Origin of the sequence: Streptomyces inusitatus (assembly GCF_014651115.1) — a bacterium.
GTDB classification, from domain to species: domain Bacteria; phylum Actinomycetota; class Actinomycetes; order Streptomycetales; family Streptomycetaceae; genus Streptomyces; species Streptomyces amakusaensis.
This window is the reverse complement of sequence record NZ_BMWG01000001.1, coordinates 519,494-541,967: the sequence shown is the minus strand read 5'-3', so window position 1 is coordinate 541,967 and position 22,474 is coordinate 519,494. Positions and strand designations below refer to the sequence as shown.

The 22,474-nt window shown below is 71.2% G+C and carries 23 protein-coding genes and 1 pseudogene; 13 read left to right on the top strand and 11 right to left on the bottom strand.

Going from position 1 to position 22,474, the window contains the following annotated elements; translation table 11 throughout:
• The first annotated feature begins 384 nt into the window (after positions 1-384).
• Positions 385-1,560: an RCC1 domain-containing protein gene (locus IE247_RS02460; protein ID WP_190121138.1), complete on the top strand. Its 1,176-nt coding sequence runs from the start codon at positions 385-387 to the stop codon at positions 1,558-1,560.
• A gap of 29 nt (positions 1,561-1,589) precedes the next feature.
• On the opposite strand, the gene IE247_RS02455 is transcribed toward IE247_RS02460, so the two are convergent.
• From IE247_RS02455 to IE247_RS02445, 3 genes are all read right to left on the bottom strand, one after another.
• On the bottom strand, positions 1,590-3,548 hold the full coding sequence (locus IE247_RS02455) for an FUSC family protein (protein ID WP_190121137.1): 1,959 nt from the start codon (positions 3,546-3,548) through the stop codon (positions 1,590-1,592).
• A gap of 92 nt (positions 3,549-3,640) precedes the next feature.
• Complete coding sequence (locus IE247_RS02450) at positions 3,641-4,720, bottom strand: endonuclease/exonuclease/phosphatase family protein (RefSeq protein ID WP_308433181.1); 1,080 nt, start codon at positions 4,718-4,720, stop codon at positions 3,641-3,643.
• A gap of 200 nt (positions 4,721-4,920) precedes the next feature.
• The gene (locus IE247_RS02445; protein WP_190121136.1) at positions 4,921-5,808 is read right to left on the bottom strand and encodes a hypothetical protein; all 888 of its coding nucleotides are present in this window, start codon (positions 5,806-5,808) and stop codon (positions 4,921-4,923) included.
• A gap of 133 nt (positions 5,809-5,941) precedes the next feature.
• Between IE247_RS02445 and IE247_RS02440 the strand changes: the two genes are divergently transcribed.
• From IE247_RS02440 to IE247_RS02420, 5 genes and pseudogenes are all read left to right on the top strand, one after another.
• Complete coding sequence (locus IE247_RS02440) at positions 5,942-6,319, top strand: hypothetical protein (protein WP_190121135.1); 378 nt, start codon at positions 5,942-5,944, stop codon at positions 6,317-6,319.
• A 40-nt stretch (positions 6,320-6,359) separates the two neighbouring features.
• Positions 6,360-6,668: pseudogene (locus tag IE247_RS34855) on the top strand (hypothetical protein); the annotation flags it as partial.
• Positions 6,669-6,983: 315 nt separating this feature from the next.
• Positions 6,984-7,952 (top strand): ATP-binding cassette domain-containing protein, encoded by a 969-nt coding sequence (locus IE247_RS02430; protein WP_190121134.1) that lies wholly within the window; start codon positions 6,984-6,986, stop codon positions 7,950-7,952.
• A complete protein-coding gene (locus IE247_RS02425) occupies positions 7,949-8,818 on the top strand; it encodes an ABC transporter permease (protein ID WP_190121133.1) in 870 nt (289 codons plus the stop codon). Before IE247_RS02430 ends, IE247_RS02425 begins: the two co-directional genes overlap by 4 nt.
• Positions 8,819-8,955: 137 nt before the next feature.
• The gene (locus IE247_RS02420) at positions 8,956-10,116 is read left to right on the top strand and encodes a MerR family transcriptional regulator (protein ID WP_190121132.1); all 1,161 of its coding nucleotides are present in this window, start codon (positions 8,956-8,958) and stop codon (positions 10,114-10,116) included.
• A 212-nt stretch (positions 10,117-10,328) separates the two neighbouring features.
• Here IE247_RS02420 and IE247_RS02415 read toward each other — a convergent pair whose 3' ends face one another.
• The 3 genes from IE247_RS02415 to IE247_RS02405 form a co-directional block, all read right to left on the bottom strand.
• The gene (locus IE247_RS02415) at positions 10,329-10,943 is read right to left on the bottom strand and encodes an FMN reductase (protein ID WP_190121131.1); all 615 of its coding nucleotides are present in this window, start codon (positions 10,941-10,943) and stop codon (positions 10,329-10,331) included.
• A 2-nt stretch (positions 10,944-10,945) separates the two neighbouring features.
• Complete coding sequence (locus tag IE247_RS02410) at positions 10,946-12,040, bottom strand: LLM class flavin-dependent oxidoreductase (RefSeq protein ID WP_190121130.1); 1,095 nt, start codon at positions 12,038-12,040, stop codon at positions 10,946-10,948.
• 128 nt (positions 12,041-12,168) lie between these two features.
• Entirely contained in the window at positions 12,169-12,951 is a 783-nt protein-coding gene (locus IE247_RS02405; RefSeq protein ID WP_190121129.1) for a bestrophin-like domain, read from the bottom strand.
• 35 nt (positions 12,952-12,986) lie between these two features.
• Between IE247_RS02405 and IE247_RS02400 the strand changes: the two genes are divergently transcribed.
• Entirely contained in the window at positions 12,987-13,940 is a 954-nt protein-coding gene (locus IE247_RS02400) for a hypothetical protein (protein ID WP_190121128.1), read from the top strand.
• Between the two features lie 124 nt (positions 13,941-14,064).
• On the opposite strand, the gene IE247_RS02395 is transcribed toward IE247_RS02400, so the two are convergent.
• Positions 14,065-14,256 (bottom strand): hypothetical protein, encoded by a 192-nt coding sequence (locus tag IE247_RS02395; protein ID WP_190121408.1) that lies wholly within the window; start codon positions 14,254-14,256, stop codon positions 14,065-14,067.
• A 287-nt stretch (positions 14,257-14,543) separates the two neighbouring features.
• On the opposite strand from IE247_RS02395, the gene IE247_RS02390 reads away from it, so the two are divergent.
• Positions 14,544-14,750, top strand: coding sequence for a hypothetical protein (locus IE247_RS02390; protein ID WP_229868504.1), 207 nt, complete (start codon positions 14,544-14,546; stop codon positions 14,748-14,750).
• Between the two features lie 57 nt (positions 14,751-14,807).
• Here the strand turns inward: IE247_RS02390 and IE247_RS02385 are convergent, their stop codons facing one another.
• The 3 genes from IE247_RS02385 to IE247_RS02375 all read right to left on the bottom strand — a co-directional run bounded on the left by IE247_RS02385 (position 14,808) and on the right by IE247_RS02375 (position 18,198).
• Positions 14,808-15,905, bottom strand: coding sequence for a magnesium and cobalt transport protein CorA (locus IE247_RS02385; RefSeq protein WP_190121127.1), 1,098 nt, complete (start codon positions 15,903-15,905; stop codon positions 14,808-14,810).
• Between the two features lie 139 nt (positions 15,906-16,044).
• Complete coding sequence (locus IE247_RS02380) at positions 16,045-16,830, bottom strand: aminoglycoside phosphotransferase family protein (protein WP_190121126.1); 786 nt, start codon at positions 16,828-16,830, stop codon at positions 16,045-16,047.
• Positions 16,831-16,869: 39 nt separating this feature from the next.
• Positions 16,870-18,198 carry a chloride channel protein gene (locus tag IE247_RS02375; protein WP_190121125.1) on the bottom strand — a complete coding sequence of 443 codons (1,329 nt, stop codon included), beginning with the start codon at positions 18,196-18,198 and terminating at the stop codon, positions 16,870-16,872.
• 229 nt (positions 18,199-18,427) lie between these two features.
• On the opposite strand from IE247_RS02375, the gene IE247_RS02370 reads away from it, so the two are divergent.
• Together IE247_RS02370 and IE247_RS02365 are read left to right on the top strand one after the other, a co-directional pair.
• Complete coding sequence (locus IE247_RS02370; protein WP_229868501.1) at positions 18,428-19,768, top strand: hypothetical protein; 1,341 nt, start codon at positions 18,428-18,430, stop codon at positions 19,766-19,768.
• Between the two features lie 52 nt (positions 19,769-19,820).
• Positions 19,821-20,300, top strand: a complete 480-nt coding sequence (locus IE247_RS02365) for a DUF7144 family membrane protein (protein ID WP_190121124.1) — start codon at positions 19,821-19,823, stop codon at positions 20,298-20,300.
• A 70-nt stretch (positions 20,301-20,370) separates the two neighbouring features.
• Here the strand turns inward: IE247_RS02365 and IE247_RS02360 are convergent, their stop codons facing one another.
• Complete coding sequence (locus IE247_RS02360) at positions 20,371-20,640, bottom strand: hypothetical protein (RefSeq protein WP_190121434.1); 270 nt, start codon at positions 20,638-20,640, stop codon at positions 20,371-20,373.
• 127 nt (positions 20,641-20,767) lie between these two features.
• Between IE247_RS02360 and IE247_RS02355 the strand changes: the two genes are divergently transcribed.
• The 3 genes from IE247_RS02355 to IE247_RS02345 are packed head-to-tail and all read left to right on the top strand — an operon-like array spanning position 20,768 to position 22,384.
• Positions 20,768-21,001: a hypothetical protein gene (locus tag IE247_RS02355; protein WP_190121123.1), complete on the top strand. Its 234-nt coding sequence runs from the start codon at positions 20,768-20,770 to the stop codon at positions 20,999-21,001.
• Between the two features lie 5 nt (positions 21,002-21,006).
• Complete coding sequence (locus IE247_RS02350) at positions 21,007-21,534, top strand: DUF6879 family protein (RefSeq protein WP_229868498.1); 528 nt, start codon at positions 21,007-21,009, stop codon at positions 21,532-21,534.
• Positions 21,437-22,384 carry a helix-turn-helix domain-containing protein gene (locus tag IE247_RS02345; protein ID WP_308433180.1) on the top strand — a complete coding sequence of 316 codons (948 nt, stop codon included), beginning with the start codon at positions 21,437-21,439 and terminating at the stop codon, positions 22,382-22,384. Before IE247_RS02350 ends, IE247_RS02345 begins: the two co-directional genes overlap by 98 nt.
• Positions 22,385-22,474: the final 90 nt, after the last annotated feature.

Here is a 22,474-nt window from a genome sequence, read left to right as displayed (position 1 = left end):
ACGGAACGTGTCCACGTTATACCTGAACGTAAGGGAGGCGTGGAAGGTCTCCCGGCTACCCTCACACTTCGCGACCGGTGTCACCATGACCGCGCGACCCCTTGGGGAGAGTTCTCAACTGGCCTTCCGGCGAGCCCTGTTGGGGTCTGCCGGGATGTTCCGCCGGGGTGGCGGGGAGTCGCGGGGCGTACGGCTCCGGTGAAGGCCGCGCCGGGTGCGGAGAGTTGGCGTGCTCATGAGACCGGACAGCCGAACCGGTGAAAACGTACCGGCATCCGGCGGAGCGACTCCCCTCGCGGTCCGCCCCGGACGGTAGTTGTTGCGCCGTGGGTGACAGGCGTGACCCCGATGGCCGTCCGCGCCCCGTAATGGCTGAGGATTGATATGAACGTACGTCCCGACAACGGCCGGGGGCTCGGAGCCCGTGCGCTGGCCGCGCTGCTGGCGCTGCTGGCGGTCCTCGCGACCTGGTCGACGCTGCCCGCCGGCAGTGCCACGGCTCAGGAAGGCCGGCTCAAGGGCTGGGGATCCAATGACAATTACCAGCTCGGCGGCACTCTCACCACCGCCAAGTACAAGCCGGTGACCGTGCCGGGGCTGACCGGCGGTGACATCGACAGCCTCGCGGGCGGTTACTACCACAGCCTGGCCCTGCTCACGAACGGCACGGTGGAGAGCTGGGGCCGCAATGCCGAGGGCCAGCTCGGCATCGGCAACACGGCCGCCCAGGAGCAGGCTTCCACCGTCACCGGTCTGCGGGGCGTGGTCGCCGTGGCCGCCGGGAATTACCACAGCCTGGCGTTGCTCGCCGACGGCACGGTACGGGCCTGGGGGCGCAACTCCGAGGGCCAGCTCGGGGACAACACCGCGGCCCAGCGGAACACCCCGGTCGCGGTCGCCGGGCTGACCAATGTCGAGGCCATCGCCGCCGGGGCCCTGCACAGCATCGCGGTGCTCGCGGACGGCACGGTCAAGTCCTGGGGCTACAACGCCAACGGCCAGCTCGGGGACGGCTCGGTCGCCAACCGGACCACACCGGTCACGGTGAGCGGGCTCGCCAATGTCCGCAGCGTGGCGGGCGGCAGCGCGCACAGCCTCGCGCGGCTCGCGGACGGCACGGTCTGGGCCTGGGGCCGTGGCTCCGAGGGCCAGCTCGGGGACAACGCCAGCACCCAGCGCCTCACCCCGGTGAAGACGGACGCCATCACCACCGCCCGTGAGATCAGCGCCGGGGTCTATCACAGCGTCGCCCGGCTCGCCGACGGCACCGTGAAGACCTGGGGCTACAACGCCCAGGGCCAGCAGGGCGACGGCACCACCACCAACCGCCCCGCGCCCATCACCCTCGACGGCGCGAACAACATCCGCGCCGTCTCGGCCGGCGCGTACCACACCCTCGTACTCGACCGGGACGGCAGAGTCAGCGCCGTCGGCTACAACAACAACGGCCAGATCGGCGACGGCACCGCCACCAACCGCACCGCGCTCTTCACCCCGGTGAACAGCCTCAGCAGCGTCTCGATCATCGCCGCGGGCGGTGAGTTCAGCCTCGCCGGATAGCCCTCCGCGAGCACTCCCCCGCCCCGGCCCTATCGGGGCCGGGGCCGGGGCGCGGGGGAGGCGATGGCCCTGGCCGCCGTCACCTCGTGGCGGAGCGGGGCGAGTACGCCGTCCTCGTCGCCCTCCAGGGCCGTACGCACCTCCACCAGCACCGCGCTGGCGCGCAGATTCCCCGCCAGCTCGCGCAGCTCCCGCTCCACCCCGGCCACCTCGCCGGGCGAGGGCGGGCTCGCGCCGTGGGTGACCCTGACCCGGGCCGCCGTGGTCGCGTCCACGATCCGCTCGACCGCGACGACCAGCGGCCACCAGGCCGCCGCCCGCGCTCCCGTCGGCGGCGGCTCGGTCAGCGCCCGCTGGAACTCGGACCGCACCGAGGAGAGTTCGCGGTAGATCCGGCGGCGCCCGCGCACCTGGTCACCCCGGTCCGCCGCCGGGTCGAAGGCGCATCCCACATACCCGGCGATCTCCTCCACCGCCGTGGCCAGCCGGTCGCCGATCCGGGTGTGCCAGCTCTCCGGCCAGAGCAGATACCCCGCGATCAGCGCGATGGCGCAGCCCAGCAGACTGTCCAGCAGCCGGGGCAGCACCAGGTCGAAGCCCTCGCGGTTGAGGGTGTCGGAGAGCAGCAGGATCACCGGGGTGATCGCCGCCGTCTGGAACGCGTATCCCTTGGCGGAGAACCAGGGGATCAGCGCCGCGAGCACCGCCATCACCGGGATGTCCCACCAGCCGCGCGGCAGGGCCGCGAGCACGGGAGCGGCGACCAGCAGCCCGGCCGCCGTGCCGAGGGCGCGCAGGACCGCGCGGGAGAAGACCGAGCCGAAGTCGGGCTTCATGACGAAGGTGACGGTGAGCGCGACCCAGTACGAGCGGGGCACGTCCACCAGGGAGACCAGCGCCTGCGCCAGGCCGATGCAGAGCGCCAGCCGTGTTCCGTACCGCCAGGAGGCCCCCGAGAGCAGCACGGCACGGGCGGTGGTCCGGAACCGGACGCTCAGCGCCGCCGGACGCCCGAGGGCGTCGTCCCCCTGGTAGGGATCGAGGTCCGGCCGGTGCACCACGGCCGCCGCGTGCCGCAGCGCCGAGTCCACCGCGCGGTCGGCGGGGCCCTCCGGCTCCGGCAGCCCCGACAGATCGACGGGTCCGCCCTGGCCGGGGGCGGCCACCGAGTCCGCCATGGCCCGGACGGCGGCGGCGACGGGCGGGCGGCGGGACGCCCTGCCGTACAGATGCGCCGCCGCTGCCGCCTCCAGCAGCGGGATGAGCACATTCAGCTGGGCCAGCAGCCGCACCAGCGGGCTGCGCCTGCCGTGGTCGCGGGTGCGCAGGGCGAGGATCAGGTCATAGGCGTCGCTGAGGGAGTCGGTGACGGTCTGGCGTCGCTCCGGATACCGCGAAGTGCCCGCGACCGCCAGCAGATCGGCGACATCGCGGTAGGCGGTGGCGACCGCCGTCCGCTCCGGCATCCGGCCGCGCAGCGGCCACCCCAGCAGGGTGAGGAACAGGACGAGGAGCCCGCCGAGGGAGAGCAGCACCGCCGGCATCCACAGCGGCTGAGGCATCGGGAGACCCGCGCCCACCACGGCGTTGAGCAGGAGCAGCAGCCCGGAGACGGAGGCGACCGCGCCGATCGAGGAGATCATCCCGGAGGCCAGCGCGACCAGGGTCAGCACCAGGACCGCGAGCCGGCCCTCCCCGTACACCAGGGTCCCGAGGGTGACTCCGATCGCTCCGAAGAGCTGCGGGACCGCGATGTTGAAGATCCGCATCCGGTACGCGTCGGCGGTGTCGCCGATCACTCCGTTCAGCGCGCCCATGGACACCAGTGCCCCGTAGTCGGGCCGGTCCACGGCGATGCCCACCGCGAGCGGCGCGGAGAGCGCGATTCCGGCCCGGGCGACGGCCGCCCAGGGGACGGGGGCGGAGCGCGGCCGCAGGGTGTTGAGCAGCCACTCGGGTGGGGACAGTCGTCCCGCTCGGGTCTCCATGGTCCTTACACATGCCTCATGGGGGTGCCCGGGGGCAAGCCGCCCCCGCGCGGGGAGCCCGCCCGGTATCCGGTCGGGTCAGGCCCTGGCGGTCAGGACCGGCCGGTGTCGTGCAGCTCCAGGCCGACCAGCAGGGAGCGGTGGTCGGTGTCGCCCAGCTCCAGGAAGCGGGCCTCGCGGACCGAGAACTCACGGCTGATCAGCACATGGTCTATCTGCGCGCCCAGCGGTCCGCCCACCATCGTGGGCCAGGAGGGGGTACGGGAGGCTCCGCCGAGGTCGGCGCTGTTGCGCAGGCCGCCCGCGTCCAGCAGACGGCGGAAGGCGGCGTGGTCCGGTGTCGCGTTGAAGTCGCCCGCGACGATCGCCGGGCCGCCGTTCCTCGTCTTCGCGGCGTGGGCGCTCATCCGGCCCAGCTCGCTCCGCCACGCGTCCACCCCGCCGGGTATGGGCGGCAGCGGGTGCGCGAGCTGGAGGCGCACCTCCTGGCCCGCTATTCGCGCGACCGCGCCCGGCATCGCGAGGGTGCTCTCGATCCCGGGGGTGTTCCGCAGCGGGTACTTGCTGAGGATCGCCGAGCCCGAGGCCATGGGGCCCTCGACCACATTGCGGTGCGGGTAGTCCGCGAGGGGCACCCGCGCGGCGAGCCCGTCCGAGCAGCGGGCCGCGCACTCCTGCACGAAGACCAGATCCGGTTTCTCGCGCCGGATCGCCGTCAGCAGCCCTTCCGTCGCGTTGCCGAACTCGACATTGGAGGTGAGCACCTCGAACCGGGCCACCGCCGGGCCGGGGGGAGTGTCGGCGAGACCGATGTCGTACGGCCGGACGAACCAGCCGGTGACCGCGAGCACCGCCGCCGCCCACACGACGCCGGACCGCCAGCGGGCGAGGACCGCCGCCGCCAGGGCGGCCCCGGCGGGCAGCAGCAGCCACGGCAGGAAGGCGAGCAACTGGGGAACGGGGGTGATCGCGTCGGTGTCCGCCACCCGGCAGACCGTGACCGCGGTGGGCACGAGCAGCAGCAGGACCGCGAGCCGTATGAGCCCCCGGCGGCGGCCCGGGCGGCGCGCGGGGGCGTCCGGCCCGGCGTCATCCGGCCCGGTGCCGGGCTCGGCGGCCGGCTCGGCGGCCGGCTCGGCGGCCGGGGCCGCGGTCGGGATCGCGCTGTCCAAGACTGCCTCCGGGCATGGGGTGGCTTCCCACCGGTCGGACCGGGCGGACCGGGGCCGGGTGGATCGGGCGTGACGTCCGGGCCGGGCGTCACACAGGAAGGACGTCCGGCCCCACCGGGATCGTTCCGTCCCCGCCACCCCTGGCGTCAACTCGCCGCAACCGGAACAGCACCGGCCGTATCTTGCCGGGCACCCCGGCCTCAGACCCGCTCCGGGGCCGTCCCGGAGTCCTCCTGGTGGAGCCTGCGGCCGGCGGTGGCCGCGAGGACGAGGCCGAGGGCGATGAGCCACCAGGCGCTCCGGCGGAGGGTGCCCGCGAGGGCGTCGAAGGCCGCCCCGGCCGCCCGGTGATCCACGTCGGGCGGCAGATCCCCGAGGGTGGGCGCCCGCCCGAGCACCACCGCCAGCAGCAGAAGAAGCCCGCCCGCCGCGAGCGCCAGCCCCAGCCCGGCCAGGGCGTGCGCCCCGCGTCCGCGGGGCGCGAGCAGTACGCCGAAGGCGGCGAGCAGCAGTGTTCCCGCGGGCAGCCACACCCCGGCGACCTGGAGGGTGTCGAAGATCTCGCGCACCGCGCCGAGCCGCCCGGACTCCACGATCGTGATCCGCGCGCCCACCACCGGGATCTGATCGGCGAACGGCACCCCGTCCAGGCTCAGCTGCCGCTTCACCTGCTCGCTCACCGGTGCCAGATCAATACTCGCGATATCGCCCTCATCGCTGGTCAGCGCCTGTTCCACGGCCGTGTGAGCGGCTCTGTTCACCGTGTTCCAGGCGGTTTGGTACGAATCCGTCCCGGCGAACGACAGCACCGCCTCGCGCACCAGCCCCCGTACCCCCTCCGCGCCCCCCACACCCCCCGGCCCCACCGACTCCCCGGCGCCGCCCGCCTGCCCCATCACCTCGTCGGTGATGCGGTCCGCGACCGCGCTCCGCACCGCCGGGTCCTTGGCGAGCGGGGCCATGGCGGTGACATAGCCGTCCGTGTCGCCGATCTCCCGCTCGGCCCAGACGGCGAGCACGCTCAGCGGCGTCAGCACGGCCACGAGCGCGATCAGCACCGCCGCCACCGCCGACCTGAGTCTCCGCACCCCTCCAAGGGAACGCGCGCCCCGGCGCGGGCGCGAGCGCTGCGCCGCCGACCGGGTGCGCCGCCGCCGAGTTGCCGGGCGTCCCCCCGAGGTGTGCCCTGGGAGGAAGGACGAGAGAGAAGGAGCCCCGGCCATGGCCGTTCACGCGACGATGCCCGCACGGCACCACGGATCACTCGGCTGGGCGATACCGGTCGCCCTCGGCACACTCTTCGGCTTCTACGCCGGTTTCCTCCGCCGCACCGGCGAGGCCGTCAGCTGGTGGGACGTCCTCTACGGGGTGGTCGCCGGCCTCATCTTCACCGCGCTGGCCTTCGGCCTCGGCCGGATCCAGCACGCGCTGCCCCAGGAGCTGCGCGCCGCCGCGTACGCCGCGCTGTGCGGTGTGGCGATCGGGTTTCTGCACAGCCTGACCGGGACCAGCATCCTGCGCTCGGTGGGGATGGGCCTCTTCTTCGCCGCCGCCATGCTCGTGGTCTCGTTCTACGTCTTCCACACCCGGGAGGAGTGACCAGCGGTCGCCAGATCCCCTCGCGCGGTCGCCAGATCGAATCCGGCGACCGCGCGACGCGGTCTCGCGCCTTCCGAGTGAGGGCGGAACGGGCTGCCATCGGCCTGATCGACTTCGACTTCCCGGCCCGTCTCCCGGCCCGTCTCCCCGCCCGGCCGGCCGCGCGGACGGCCGGCTTCGCGGGCCGAGTCGATCAAGCGGACGCCTTCGTCGTCGTCACCCCCGAGTACAATCGTTCCTTCCCCGCCTCCTCAAGCAGGCCATCGACTACGCCTACGGCGAGTGGCACTTCAAGCCGGTCGCCTTCGCCGGCTACGGACTCGGCTCCCACGGGCTGAACGCGGTCGACCAGTCGCGCTCGGTCTTCACCGAACCGCACGCCGTGACCGTCCGCGACACCGTCGGCGTCAATCTGCTCGAAGAGGGCTGGGAAGAGCGGAAGCGCTCCTGTCGGCCCATGCTCGGCCGGTGGGGGCTGAGGCGCGCGCCGCGCGGCCCCATGTCTTCTGAAGGCCCGGCCCTCTCCCGAGACCCGTGCGCACCCGTACGCACCCGTGCGAACCCGTGCCCGCGCCGTGCCCGCGCCGCTCCCGTCCCCGCCGACGCCCCGAGTCGACATCCCCGTCGCACTTGGCGAAGATTTGTTCGAAGGAAAATGAGGCGAATGAGTACAGAAGCAGCAATCGAGACCCGAGGCCTGGTGAAAGTCTTCGGCGAGAACCGCGCCGTCGACGGTGTCGATCTCACCGTCCCCGCCGGCACGGTCTACGGAGTCCTCGGGCCGAACGGCGCGGGCAAGACCACCACCGTGAAGATGCTCGCCACCCTGCTCCGGCCCGACGGCGGCGAGGCGCGCGTCTTCGGCAGGGACGTGGTGAAGGACGCGGCGGCGGTCCGCGCGAGGGTCAGCCTCACCGGTCAGTACGCGTCGGTGGACGAAGACCTCACCGGCCACGAGAATCTCGTCCTGCTGGCGCGGCTGCTGGGTCACTCCCGGTCCGCGTCCGCCGACCGCTCCGCACGGCTGCTCGACGCCTTCGGTCTCACCGAGGCGGCGGGGCGGCAGGTGAAGAACTACTCGGGCGGCATGCGGCGCCGTATCGACATCGCCGCCTCCATCCTCAACACCCCCGACCTGCTCTTCCTGGACGAGCCCACCACCGGGCTCGACCCGCGCAGCCGGAACCAGGTCTGGGACATCGTGCGCGCGGTGGTCGCCCAGGGCACCACCGTGCTGCTGACCACCCAGTATCTGGACGAGGCCGATCAGCTGGCCTCCCGGATCGCGGTCATCGACCACGGCCGGGTGATCGCCGAGGGCACCAAGGGCGAGCTGAAGGCATCGGTCGGCGCGGGCTCGGTCCATGTGCGGCTGCGGGAGGCCGCACAGCGGCCCGAGGCGGTCCGGGTGCTCACCGAGACCCTGGGCTCCGATGTGCAGCTCGACTCCGACCCGGTCGCCCTGACCGCCAGGGTCGCCGGCCACGGCACCGAGCGCGGCGCGGCCGAGCAGGCCGCCAGAGCCCTCGCCGAGCTGGCCCGCACAGGAATCACCGTGGACGACTTCGCGCTGGGACAGCCCAGCCTGGACGAGGTCTTCCTCGCCCTGACCGACCGGAAGAAGGCGGCATGACCACCGCGACCACCACCACGACGTCCGACCGCGCCGCCGACGACCACTTCCTCGACGCGCCGAAGGCCGAGGACCTCGCCTCGCTGCTGATCAACAAGGAGAGACCGCCGAAGCCGAGCGCGCTCTCCGCCTCCCTCACCTTCGGCTGGCGGACCGTACTCAAGATCAAGCATGTGCCCGAGCAGCTCTTCGATGTGACGGCCTTCCCGATCATGATGGTGCTGATGTACACGTACCTCTTTGGAGGGGCGCTGGCCGGGTCGACCTCGGAGTACATCCAGTTCCTGCTGCCGGGCATCCTCACCATGAGCGTCGTGATGGTCACGATGTACACGGGCGTCGCGATCAACACCGACATCAGCAAGGGCGTCTTCGACCGCTTCCGGACACTGCCGATCTGGCGGCCCGCCCCGATGGTCGGCTACCTCCTCGGCGACGTCCTGCGCTATGTCCTCGCCTCCGCCGTGATGCTCACGGTCGGCATGATCATCGGCTATCGGCCGGACGGCGGCCCGCTGGGCGTGCTGCTCGGAGTGGCACTGCTGGTGATCTTCGCGTTCTCCTTCTCCTGGGTCTGGACGATGTTCGGGCTGATGCTCCGCTCCGAGAAGTCGGTCATGGGCGTCAGCATGATGGTCATCTTCCCGCTGACCTTCCTGAGCAATGTCTTCGTCGACCCGAAGACCATGCCCGGCTGGCTCCAGGCCTTCGTCAACAACAGCCCGGTCACCCATGTCGCCACCGGGGTGCGCGAGCTGATGGCGGGTGAGTGGCCGGCGGCGGACATAGCCTGGTCGCTGGGATGGTCCGCCTTCTTCGTGATCGTCTTCGGCGCCTGGACCATGCGGCTCTACAACCGCAAGTGACACCGCGCACCGGGCCGCGAGCCGCCCGGGACGCCCCCGGCCGGGGGTGTCCCGGCCGCCGGGGTTGACCTTCTCCCCCGGGGAAGGACCAGCATCGGCCGGGCCGGGCCGACCGCCCGGCGCGAGGAGGGGACCCCATGGACCGGCTCACGATAGGGGCGTTCGCCCGGGCGTCCAGACTGTCCGCGAAGGCGCTGCGCCGCTACGACGAGCTGGGGCTGCTGCCCCCGGCGAGCGTCGACCCGTACACCGGATACCGGTACTACGAGCGGTCGCAGCTTGAGCGGGCCCGGCTGGTGGCCTGGCTGCGGCGGATCGGGATGCCGCTGCCGCTCGTCCGTGAGGTCTGCGATCTCCACGGACCGGACCCGGCAGCCGCCGCCCGGGCCGTCCGGGCCCACTGGGCGCGGGTGGAGGCGGAGACCGCCGTCCGCCGGGATCTGGCGCTCTTCCTCGCCGATCAGCTCGACGCGTCACCGGGGAAGGACACCACCGCCATGACAGCTCTGGGAATCCGCTACGCCGCCCGCACCGACCGGGGGGCCGTCCGCACCGCCAACCACGACATCGCCTACGCCGACCACCGACTCCTCGCCGTCGCGGACGGCTTCGGCGACCGGGGAGGGGACGCGGCCGCGGCGGCCGTCGAAGCGCTCCGGGAGCCGGCCCGCCCCGAAGTGCCGCCGCTCGCCGGCGATCTGCTCAACGCCCTGGAGGACGCGGTCGACCGCGCCAACTCCGCCATCGGCGCGCTGGAAGGGTCCGGAGGGTCCGGGGGCTCCGGAGGGTTCGGAGGGTCCGGGACGACGCTCACCGCGCTGGTGCGATCCGGCTCCCGGCTGGGCCTGGTCCATATCGGGGACACCCGGGTCCTGCTGCTGCGCGACGGCGCGCTCTCCCGGATCACCCATGACCACACCGTGGTCCAGTCGATGATCGACGCGGGTTCGCTGACGGAGGAGGAGGCCGCCTCGCACCCTCGGCGGACCCTGCTGCTGAGGGCCCTCGACGGCGGTACGACCGCCGTCCCCGATCTGCGGCTGCACGAGGCCCTGCCCGGTGACCGGTATCTGCTCTGCTCGGACGGGCTCTTCACCGCCGTGCCCGACGAGCGGATCCAGCACGCGCTGGCCACCGTCGCCGAGCCCGAGGAGACGGTCGACGCGCTGATCGCCCTGGCCCATGCCGCGGGCAGCCCCGACAACATCGCCTGTGTCGTGGCCGATGTGACACGGGAGCCACGACCGGAGCCCAGGGCTCTGGGCCCGGGGCCGGGGCCGGGGCCCGGCGGCCACTGAACGGCGCGCCTCACAGCTCCTGTCCCGGCCTCTCCGTCGCCCGGGCGGTGTGGGTCCGCGGAACGCTCGCGGGACGGTTGCGACCGATGAGTACAGGGGCCATGCCCAAAACGATAGAAGGCGGCACTGACAGCGCGCACAGAAGAATGTGCGCCCGCCAGTGCCGCCTCCGCTCCCGGAAAGCGCCTCCGGAAGTCCGGGAGCCGGGCCTGTCACGGGAAGGACAGGACCGGCACCTCGTCGATCGTCCGGCGTTCCGCCGTCGCCATCAGCGCGGCGAGCTGCCTGCCCGCCCGGCCGATCCGCGTCGGCAGGGTGTCGGTGAGCGGATCGCCCGTGCCGCCCCAGTCCTCCGAGGCCGCGTACACCGCCGTCGGCGCGACGACGGCCCGCAGATAGGCGAAGAGCGGGCGCAGCGCGTGCTCCAGCACCAGCGAGTGCCGGGCCGTGCCGCCGGTCGCGCCGACGAGCACCGGCTTCCCGGTCAGCGCGTCCGGCTCGACCAGGTCGAAGAACGACTTGAAGAGCCCGCTGTAGGACGCGGTGAAGACGGGGGTGACCGCGATCAGCCCGTCCGCCTCGGTCACCGCCTCGATCGCCTCCGCCAGCTCCGGCGAGGGGAATCCGGTCACCAGATGGTTGGCGATCGGGACCGCCAGCTCGCGCAGCTCCACGATCCGGACCTCTACGTCCGTCCCGTGCTCGGCGGCGAGCGTCTCGCGCGCCGACTCGATGAGCCGGTCGGCCAGCAGTCGTGTCGACGAGGGCACACTCAGACCGGCGGAGACCGCCACCAGCTTCAGTGTGCCCCTCATCGTGCTGCTCATCGTCATGCCTCCTCGGCGATCGCGGTACGGGCGGCGATGACCGCCGGGTGGAGCGGAGCGGATTCCGGCACTCCGGCCGGCCGCAGATTGGCGAACTCCTTGCGCAGCACCGGCACGACCTCTTCGCCGAGGATGTCGAGCTGCTTGAGCACCGTCTTGAGCGGCAGCCCCGCGTGGTCCACCAGGAAGAGCTGTCGCTGGTAGTCGCCGACGGCCTCACGGAAGCCGAGGGTGCGCTCGATGACCTGCTCGGGGGTGCCCACGGTCAGCGGGGTCTGCCGGCTGAACTCCTCCAGCGAGGGCCCGTGTCCGTAGACGGGTGCGTTGTCGAAGTAGGGACGGAACTCCCTGACCGCGTCCTGGGAGTTCTTGTGCATGTAGACCTGGCCGCCGAGACCGACGATGGCCTGCTCGGGGGTGCCGTGGCCGTAGTGGGCGTACCGCTTCCGGTAGAGCTCCACCATCTTCTTGGTGTGGGACATGGGCCAGAAGATGTTGTTGTGGAAGAAGCCGTCACCGTAGTAGGCGGCCTGTTCCGCGATCTCCGGGGAGCGGATCGAGCCGTGCCAGACGAACGGCGGGACGCCGTCCAGCGGGCGCGGGGTCGAGGTGAAGGACTGGAGCGGCGAGCGGAATTTGCCCTCCCAGTCGACCACGTCCTCCTGCCACAGCTTGCGCAGGAGCGCGTAGTTCTCGATCGCCAGCGGTATGCCCTGACGGATGTCCTGGCCGAACCACGGGTACACCGGCCCGGTGTTGCCCCGGCCCATCATCAGATCCACCCGCCCGTCCGCCAGATGCTGGAGGTAGGCGTAGTCCTCGGCGATCTTCACCGGGTCGTTGGTGGTGATCAGGGTGGTCGAGGTGGACAGGATCAGATTCTCGGTGCGGGCCGCGACATGGCCGAGAAGGGTCGTCGGGGACGAGGGCACGAACGGCGGGTTGTGGTGCTCGCCGGTCGCGAAGACGTCCAGCCCGACCTCCTCGGCCTTCCGTGCGATGGCTACCGTGGCCTTGATCCGCTCGTGCTCGCTCGGCGTGCGCCCGTTGGTCGGGTCGGTGGTGACGTCGCCGACGGTGAAGATGCCGAACTGCATGAGGCTCACCTCTCGATGTCCAGAATGAGGATGGTTGAATGTTGAACCAAACTCTACAACGAGAGGCCCTTCCTGGCTATTCCGTACCCCGTTCCGCACCCTTTTCCGGCCGTCGGCCGGGTCGGGACTCAGGTCGAACCGGGGAAAAGCCGACGGAACGCATCGGCTGTCGCCGTCTCCGAGCCCGCCCGGCCGAACGGCGCGTCGAAGTCCCACACCAGGAAGAGCAGGAAAGTGATCAGCGCGCTGAACAGCCCGGCGATCAGCAGCTCACGGGAGCTGCCGCCCATCCGCATGGTGAAGATCAGCCCGATGGTCGCCACCGCCCCGCCGATCAGCCCGTACCAGACCACCACCGGCAGCGTGGCGCCCGCGTTCTCCTCGCGTGTGATCCGGGCGTCGAACGCCACCGCCGCCTGCTCCACCATCGGCTGGTAGACCTGTGCCTCCAGGCTGTTCGCCGGCGTCCGGCGGGTGATGTCCTTCCGTACGGCTTCGAGCAGCTCGCCGCCCCGGGGCGACAGCTCCTTGCCGTGGGTCATCCGGGGCCACTCCGTGTGCACCACATAGGAGACGTACTCGCCGATGTCGGCGCGGATCCTCGTCCGCACATCGGCCGGGAGCACCTCCGCGCGCTGGGTGATCTCATGGAGCGCCTGTGCCTCCCGCCGTACGTTGTCCTGGGCCGCGCCCCGGGCCTCCCAGACCCCGGCCATGGCGAGACCGAGGACGATGGCGTAGACGACGCCGATCATCATCGTCATGTATTCGAGAACGTCGGGCGTATGCACCTCGCGGGGCTCCTCCCCGGCCGTGAGGGCTCCGTGTCTGCTCTGACTGAGCAGGATGACCGCGAGAAGGACCGCGCAGGTGGCGGCCATCGCGATGGTCAGGACCAGCCATTCGGCCATGGTGACCTCCCTGTCTGTTCTGTGCTGCTCTGTGCATGTGGATGTACGTATGGATGTACGTATGGATGTACGCGTGGGGGTACGGGGGCGGGGCCCCGGCCGGGCCCGTGCGGGCTCAGCCGCGCGACCGCCGGGGCCGCAGCATGACGGCGGCGAGAACGGCCGGAACGGTGATGATCAGCACCAGGGTGACCAGGGGAAACCCCTGGATCCTGGGCCGCTCGGCGGCCGGGCGGTGCCGGCGTACGGGGAAGAGCTCGCCCGGGGTGGAGGACGACGGCCCGGCGGCGGTCGGTCCGGCGTCCGCGCGGCGGCTCTCGGACGCCTCCGGTGTCCCGCTCGCCGCCGTGGCCGTGGACCCGGTGGACCGGGAGGACACGGGTTCGGTGGTGGCCGAGGAGGTGGGGGCGGCCGGGTTCCCGGCCCCGGACGTCGGCGACGCCGTCGGTGACGTCGGCGAAGTCGGGGTCGGGGTCGGGGTCGGGGTCTGGGGCCGGGTCGGTGTCGGCGATCCCGTCGAGGTTGGTGAAGGCTCCGGCGGGCCGGTCGGCTTCGGCGGCGTATGGGTCGGCTTCGGCGGCGTCGGGGGCGGGGTCGGGGTGGGCCTCGGGCCGGGAGGCGGTGACGGCTCCGGCGGCTCCGGCGGCTCCGGACAGGGCCGCAGCACCCGCACCGACACGGAGACCTTCACCCACACCGGCCTCGGCCCGCCGCCGGCCGCCGACCCATGGGCGCACACAAGTCCGGGCAGATGGATCCGTACCGACACCCGCGCCGAGACCTGGGGCGGCACTCGGCCGTTCGGCCCACTCGTCACACCGCCCGCGCCGCCCGGAACCGGCGGAACCGCCTTCGACGGCACCGCCCGTACCACGGCTCTCTCCACCGGCCCGCTCGGAGCCGCGGCCGCCACCACCCCCTGTGAACCCAGTACCGCCGCGATTCCCAGTGCGCTCAACTGCTTAATTCCCGCCACATTCGCAAGGTAGGACGCATGCGGCCCAGAGAGGGTAGGAATCACCCGAAAGGGTGAATAAGACGCTTGTCGGACCCATCGCACCGGCACTGTGCACCCAGGGGCCCCTCCCGAACTCCGGGCAGGTCCGGCGCGGTTCAGACGTAAACGACCCGGACCACCGAGACCGTCAGCACGGTCGCACTGACGTAATAGCGAACGACAGCTCCCGCGACCGTCGCCTCACGGCGGTCATGATCACCCTTCACGGGTGTCGAGCCATGGCCGTACGGATGGGCCGCGAGCCGCCGCATGGCCGTGTCGAACCTGGCCCGGAGACACGAACCCATCGCGCTGCGCGACTGGTCGGCGGGCGGCGCGTACTGAACACGGCAGCCGTTCACACCGCCTCCGGCCCGGCGAGTGAAACCGGTTCACCGCCGATGCCCGTCCCGAGCGTGACATCCATCGCGGCGACCTCCCGAAGTCCCGCCCCCACGGTAGCCCGCACACCGCCCGCCGGTAAGACGGCGACACCGGCGTGGCTCGGACCGCGTACCCGATCGTCCGCCAACGCCCTTACCGGGACGGAGTACTTCCGGGTGCGGGCCCCGACAGCGCGTGAGACGGTCGCCGGGTGATCGAATCCCTGCTCGCAGCCATCCCGTTGCCCCTGATCGCCGCCTTCTCCGCCGCCGCGCTGCTCCTGATCGCCACCTCGGCGCTCCGCCTCTCCAGCGCGGGCCGCAGCGACCCCTCCGACGAGGCGCGTTCCCTCACTCTCGCCCTCTACGGCTGTCTCGTCGCCCTGCTGGCGCTCGGCCTCTTCGTGACCTTTCTCTAGGACTGGGACTGGGACTGGGACTAGGACTAGGACTCGGGGCCGGGTCCCATGGGCCGTTCAGAGCCAGCCGTTGCGGCGGAACGCCCGGTGGATGACCACACAGGCCGTCGCCATGACGCCGAGCACCAGCGGATAGCCGTAGGTCCAGCGCAGCTCCGGCATATGGTCGAAGTTCATCCCGTACATCCCGCAGACCATCGTCGGCACGGCGATGATCGCCGCCCATGCGGTGATCTTCCGCATGTCCTCGTTCTGCGCGACCGTCACCTGTGCCAGATGGGCCTGGAGGATCGAGTCGAGAAGGGTGTCGTACCCGCTGATCTGCTCGTTCACCCGGGCGAGATGGTCGACCACATCGCGGAAGTACGGCTGCATGTCCGGCCCGACCGGCGGCAGCGGCGCGGTGGCCAGCGAGCGCATCGGCCGCTCCAGCGGGGCGACGGCGCGCTTCAGCTCCAGCAACTCCCGCTTGAGCAGATAGATCTGCCCGGCGTCGGCGCTCCGCGCGTCCTCGCTGAAGACGGCGCTCTCCACGGCGTCGACATCGTGCTGTACGGCGTCGGCGACGGCGAGATAGTCGTCCACGACCTGGTCGGCGATGGCGTGGAGAACGGCGGCCGGCCCCTTGGCGAGCTGCTCGGGACTGGCCTCCAGCGCCTCGCGCAGCGGGCCGAGGGAGCCGTGCGGGCCGTGCCGGACGGTGATCACGAAGTCGGCGCCGGCGAAGACCATCAGCTCCCCGGTGTCCACCACCTCGCTCTCCGTGGTGAGCTGCTCATGAGCGACGTAACGGCAGGTCTTGAGGATGGCGAACAGCGTGCCGCCCTGTCCGTCCCGGCCGTACCGCTGCACCTTGGGCCGCTGATGGGCCTGTACGGCGTCCTCGACGGCCAGCGGGTGCAGCCCGAACAGCTCGGCGAAGACCGCGAGCTGGATCTCGGTCGGCTGGTGGAGCCCGATCCAGACGAATCCGCTGCCGTTCTTGCGCACCTGGCGCAGCGCCTCCCGGGCGTCGCCGTCGCAGGGCTGCCGCACCCCGCCCTCGTACACCACGCAGTTGACGACGGTGCTTCCGAGCGGGGAGCGGGCGGGGTGGCTGAGGTCGACGGTGCGGCGGTAGGCGCCGCGCATCGCTCTGCGCAGTTTGCGGATCATCGGCACGGTATGGCCCCTTCGGAGTACCGGGCGTCAGTGTGACACCGACCGCCGCCGGGAGGACGGGGTTCCGGGAGTGGTCCCCCTCCGTCCCCCCGTCCTCCCCGTGCCGTGTTCGTACGCGCGTTCAGCGGTCGTCTCAGCGGTCGTCGAGGATAAAACCTTCGAACTCGGCCCGCCGGTCCTTCACATACTCCGCGTCGGCGAGGTACTGGACGTGGTGCCCGTCGGCCAGATGGGAGGCGAAGGCGGCGTCCCCGGCGACCGCCCGGGCGCGCATGAACGCGACCAGGGAGTGCAGCCGTTCCACGACGGTGTCCAGAAGCTCCGCGCGCCCGGCCGGATCGAGTCCGTACCGGTCGCAGAAGAGCCGGGCCCTCAGCGCCTGTTCCTCCGTGGTGCCGAAGCCGTCGGCGTTGGCGGGCGCGGTGAGCGGGGCCCAGCGGTAGACCGCGAGGGCGATGTCCCAGATCCGGGGGCCGGGGTGCGCGGCGTCGAAGTCGATCACCCCGATGACCCGGCCGCCGTCCAGGACGCAGTTGTGGGGGCCGTAGTCACCGTGGCAGATGACCTCGGCGGGGTTTCTGGCGGGCAGCATCCACGGCTCGGCCTCGCCGGTGCGCGCGTAGCCGGCCGTGCTGTCGTGGAAGGCGCGCAGCATCCGGGCCGCGCTCTCCAGGGCGGTACGGGAGGCCGCGGCCGGGGTGGCCGGGTAGTCGCTGACCTCGCCCGGTATGAAATCGAGGACTTCGAAGCCGTCGTCCGTCACCTCGTGCACGGCGGGCGCGGCGGTGAAGCCCCTGGCCCGTACGTGCCGCAGGAGGCCATGGACGAGCGGTGACCACGGCCCGGTCGGCCGGATCACCCTCGTACCCTCGCGTATGACGCTGTTGACCCCGCCGGACATTACTTCGCGATCGTCCATCCCCGCCCCTCTTCGTGCCTTTTTTCCGTGCTGTGTACCTCATGATGGACCGGGCGGGCTTTTTCGCTCCAGTAGTTGAGCGGTGATGAATCCGACGACGGAGCAGACGGCGATCAGCGGCATCTGATTGTTCGCGTCCGGGCCCATGAGCAGCACGGCCAGTACGGCGCTGGTGACGGGCAGCCTGGTCACCACCGACGCCGAGGTGACGATGCCGACCGCCAGCGCCGCTGTCGTACCGAACCCCGGCAGCCCCGAGCACGCCACCCCGGCCGCCGCGCCGAGCAGTACCGCCGGGAAGATCGGCCCGCCGCGCAGCGCGCCCAGACAGATGCCCCAGGCGACGCCCTTGCAGAGGACGAGCATCACCAGCGCGGCCACCGGCCAGGCGTGCGGATCGGCGGCGAGCGCGCCCAGCGTCACCTGCCCCGAGAGGGCGGCCTCGGCCGGGGAACGTCCGGTGACCAGCGCGTACGCGGAGATGCAGACGCCCACCGCGACGGCGGCGGCGACCGTGCGGACGGCGGTGCGCCGCGCGGTCCACCCCTCGGTGACGTATCCGAGCCGGTGCGCGGAGCCGACGATCAGCGCGATCAGCACGGCGACGGGGACGCCCCACAGGAAGTCCCCCGCGTCGGGGCCGGTGTTCGGCGGTACGGAGGGCAGCCGGAGCGCGCCGATCGAGAGCCCGGTCCACTCGCCGAAGCCGGTGAAGACCAGCGCGCCGACGCCGCTGGCCAGCAGGCAGGGCAGCAGCAGGACCACCAGCCGGGGTCCGGCGAGGCCGGCCGCCTCCACCATCATCACGGCGGCGACCAGCGGCCCGCCGAGGATGGTGGAGATCGCGGTCGTGGATCCGGCGGTGCCCAGCACCATCGCCGCCTCGGGGTGCGCGGTGCGTTTCGCGGACCGTACGGCGAGCAGCGCCAGCCCGCTGCCGAGCGCCATCAGCGGGGCCTCGGGGCCCAGGACCACCCCCAGCGGCAGGGTGGCGAGCGCGGCGAACACCACCCCGGGCAGCGCGCGCGGCCCCAGCGGCGGGCCGCCGAGCCCGTGCACCGGCACATGGCCGCCGCCGTCCGGGAGGCGGGTCACCACGGGCGCCAGCAGCAGCCCCGCGAGCAGCAGCGAGGGCAGCGGCCACCACCAGGGCGGCTCGGCGTGGCCGACGGCCCGGGGGAGGGACTCCCAGACGGCGTGCTGGATCTCGTGCTGGAGGCTGACGAAGAAGAAGCAGGCCAGGGCGATGGGGACGCCGAGGAGTACGGAGAGCAGCAGGAGTTTGCCGTAGCCGCGGCTGAGGAGGATGCCGCGCAGGGATTCGGCGGGGGCGGCGGGCCGGTCCGCGGCCTTCGGCGGCGTGCTCATACGGGCCCGCCGGGCGCGGTCGGTCCGTGGGCACGCGAGGTACGCATGACTCCATGCAAGGCGAGAGCGATCGGCCCGGCGCGGGGGCGGGCCCGTACGGGTGAACGGCGCGCCCGCTCCCACCCGTATGCCCGCCAAGGGTCGCCGCCGGTCCGGGCGGCGCGTTCCCTGGACGTCTGGACGGACGTCTGGACGCGGCCGACGGGCGGCCCGGGGAGAGGTGGCGGCGGTGCCGGACTTGCCGGACGACAGCGAGCTGGAGCGGCTCAGGGCGCGGATCGCCGCGCTGGAGCAGGCCGGGCCGCCGCCCCGCCCCCACCACCACCGGGTGCGGTCGTTCTTCGCCGCCCTGCTGATCGTCCTCGGCTGTGTGCTGGCCCCGCTGGGGGCCGTCGCCTCCTGGACCGCCGACGAGGTCGGGGACACCGACCGCTATGTCGCCACGGTCGCGCCGCTCGCCTCCGACCCGGACGTCCAGGCGGCGGTGGCCAACCGGGTCGCCGACGCCGTGATGAGCCACATCGACCTCAACTCCCTGCTGGAGGAGGTCGCTCCGGCCGACCGGCCGAAGCTGGCCCAGGCGCTCGGGAAGCTGAGTGGCCCGCTGGAGGGCGCCCTCAGGAGCTTCGTCCGCGACAAGGCGGACGCCATCGTCTCCTCCTCCGCCTTCAAGACCCTGTGGACGGAGGCCAACCGCAAGGTCCACGACTCCCTCGACAAGGCGCTGACCGGCAGCGGCGGCGGCGCGGTCAAGCTCACCGACAACGCGGTGGAGATCGATCTCGCCCCCGTCGTCGACCAGGTCAAACAGCGACTGGTGGCGGACGGCCTGACCGTCGCCGCCAAGATCCCCGAGATCCACACCTCCTTCGTGGTCGCCCGCTCCGACGACATCGGCAAGCTCAAGACCGGCTTCCGGCTGCTCCAGCTCGCCGGCATCTGGCTCCCGGTCGCCGCCCTCGTCCTCGTGGTCGCCGGAGTCCTCCTCGCCGTCCGCCGCCGCCGCGCCGTCGTCGCCGCCGCCCTCGGCGTCGCGGCGGCCCTCCTCCTGCTCGGCATCGCGCTCGACGCCTTCCGCGCCGTCTATCTCGACCGGCTGCCCGCCGGGGTCTCCCAGCCCGCCGCCTCCGCCGTCTACGACGCGCTCGTCCGCTTCCTCCGCACGACCGTGCGCATGGTCGTCACCCTCGGTGTCGTCATCGCCCTCGCCGCCTGGCTGACCGGCCCCGGCCGCCACGCCCTCGCCGTCCGCCGCCTCTGGCACTCCGGCATCACCGCCCTCCGCGGCGTCGCCGACCACGCCGGCCTGCGCACCGGACCGGTCGGCCCCTGGCTCCGCGGCCATCGCCGCTGGGTCGTATGGGTCCTGGTCGCCGCGGCCGTGCTGACCTGCCTCCTCTGGAGCCACCCGACCGCCTGGGTGGTGGTCGGCATCGCCCTCGCGCTCCTCTTCGCGATGGCCCTGCTGGACTTCCTGGCATCGGACGGGAGCCGTGACGGGCCCCGTGAGCATCCGGGGAATTCACCCGAACGGCCGAATCCGAATGGCGGTGGCACCCGACCGGGCTGACGCTCGAATCCCCGTCCGCGTTGGGCGTACGGGGCCAAGGAAGGGAGGTCCCATGAGCCACGACGCATCACAGCGACCGGCCGGGACTCCGCCACCGCCACCGCCGCACTCCCATCGAAGCTCCGACCCCGCCCACAACAGCGGCTGGGCGGTGGGAGGCGTCGTCTTCGCGGGCGTCCTGATGTTCTGCAACGGGATCCTCGCGATCCTCCAGGGCATCGCGGCGATCGGCGAGGACGACGTCTACGGCCGGGTGGGCGACTACGTCTACCGGATCAACCTCACCGGATGGGGCTGGATCCATCTGATCCTCGGGATCTGTCTCGTGATCGTCGGCTACGGGGTCCTGAAGAACCTCGCCTGGGCGCGGTACGCGGGCATCTTCTTCGCGTCGATCAGCCTGATCGCGCAGTTCCTGTTCCTGCCCTATCTCCCGATCTGGGCAGTCATCATGATCGCCATCGACGTGTTCATCATCTGGGCACTCGCGGTCTACCACCCCGACGACGCCCGCCGCGGCGACCTCATCTGACCCCCCCTTCCCCCCAACCGGGGCCCGAGCCCGCATCCACCACCCATCCGGCCTGCGGGCCCGGGCCCCTTCACGCTTCGCTTTGTGCGGGGTTGCTCGACAGCAGGTTGATGCTGTCGAGCACCTGATCGACGCCGGCGGGATCGTCCTTGCCGTATTGGGCCAGCGCCTCCTTGGCCGCCCGCTTCCATACGACCCGGCTCCCCTCAAGCCGGTCGAGGTCTTCCCGGGCCTGAGCCACATAGCGGGTGACCGCATCCAGTTGCCGTGACGCGTCCGCCACAGAGAGAGTGTCCACCGGCCCTCTGCGGACATGGCCGTCGAGCTGCATGGGATCCATGCCCGCGATCGTGGGTGGGCACATACGCGGCGACCTCATCTGTGCCCCTCGGCACCCTTGACCGTTCGAGGCGGCCGTCTCACCATGTGTGAGAACAGTTCGCCAAGTTTCGAGCAAGGGATATCCCATGCGTGCTCGGTTCCTCGGCAAGGACCCCGAGTCCCAGATCGGCAACTCCCCGACGCTGTTCGCCACCGACCGCATCGACCGTGTCACCTACATCGCGCAGGGCTGGAAGGTGACCGACCCTCAGGTGCTGGCTGATGTCGGTGAGGTCCCGGACAACGAGACTCTGATCGAGATCCCGGAAGACGTGCTCAAAATGTACGCCCGCCGCTACATGGAGGAGGGAGAGCGCTGAGCTTTTTGACGGGAGAGGAGTTCGGCAAGATCTTCCATTCTTTCGAGCACACGGCGTTCCGTCTTGAAGTGCGTGACCGCTACGACGCGGACTACGAGAACGAGTCGCTGCGGAAGTTTCTCGCGCGGGAGAAGGACGACCTGCCATGGATGCAGGACTGGCTGGCGATGATCCGTGATGCCGCGTTCGAGGGGCGACGCTTCACGCGTGTACGAGTGGTCAGCTTGCCGCTCACCGACTACAGCAGGTTCGGTGTGTGGTGTGCCCAGTTCACCAACGGGGCGGGTGAGGAAATTCGCTACTTGACGCGCGAACGGGCAGCCGCCGAGCACCTCCCCGACCACGACTACTGGCTGTTCGACTCGCGCAAGCTGGTACGTATGCACTTCGACGATTCCGACGCTTTCCTCGGCGGCGAGGTCGTTGAAGACGTCAATGAGGTCGTACAGCACAACTATTGGCGCGATACTGCTTGGCATCACGCCATCCGACGGGATGACTTTGCCACCGAACAACACCTCGGGTTCGTCTAACGTCCACGAGGCCAGGAGCGCCCTGGGCAAACGACTCCGCGAGCTTCGCCAAGCCGCCGGTATGAGCGGCAGGCAGCTCGCGGAGTCATTGTCATGGCCGCCTTCCAAGGTGTCCAAGCTGGAGAACGGCCGGCAGACACCCGCCGATGACGACATCCGCAAGTGGGCCAGGGCCACGGGGGCCGAAGGCGAGACCGAAGCTCTGCTCGCTTCGCTGCACACGCTCGAAGTGCAGCACGCCGAATGGCAGCGCGTCCTTCGTGCCGGGTTGAAGCCCCACCAGCGAGAGCTGATCTCGTGGGACCAGAGGACCCGGCTCTTCCGTGCTTTTGAAGCGACCGTAATTCCCGGCCTTCTTCAGACGCCGGAGTACGCGCGTGCTCGCTTCGCCGAAGGTGCCCGTCGGCTGAACCTTCCCCATGACATCGATGAAGCTGTCAAGGAGCGAGTGAGACGCCAGGAGATCCTGTACCGGTCGGACAAGCGATTCCACTTCGTCCTCACCGAAGCGGCGCTCAGGTTTCGTCTCTGTGCTCCGGGTGCCATGCTCGGGCAGCTCGACCGGCTTGTTTCACTGTCACAGCTCCCCCATGTGCGTTTCGGCATCATCGGTTTCGAGACCCAATATGTCATCTCGCCCTGGCATGGATTCTGGATCTACGACAACGAACGAGTGCTCGTTGAGACACTCTCGGCCGAACTCGACCTCCGCCAGCCACAGGAAGTCAGGCTGTACGGCAGTGCTTTTGAGCGGCTCGCGGCCGTCGCCGACTACGGCAGGGCAGCGCGAGCGATCATCAATCGAGTGATCGAAGACCTTGCTCCCGAGGCCTCGGAAGATGGCTCCTGATGGCGCGCCACGAACCCCTGCGAGTGAGTCGCCAGAAACTCTGAGAAATTTCCTGTCCAAGGGGAAAGCGCCTCCCTACGCTCCCTATCG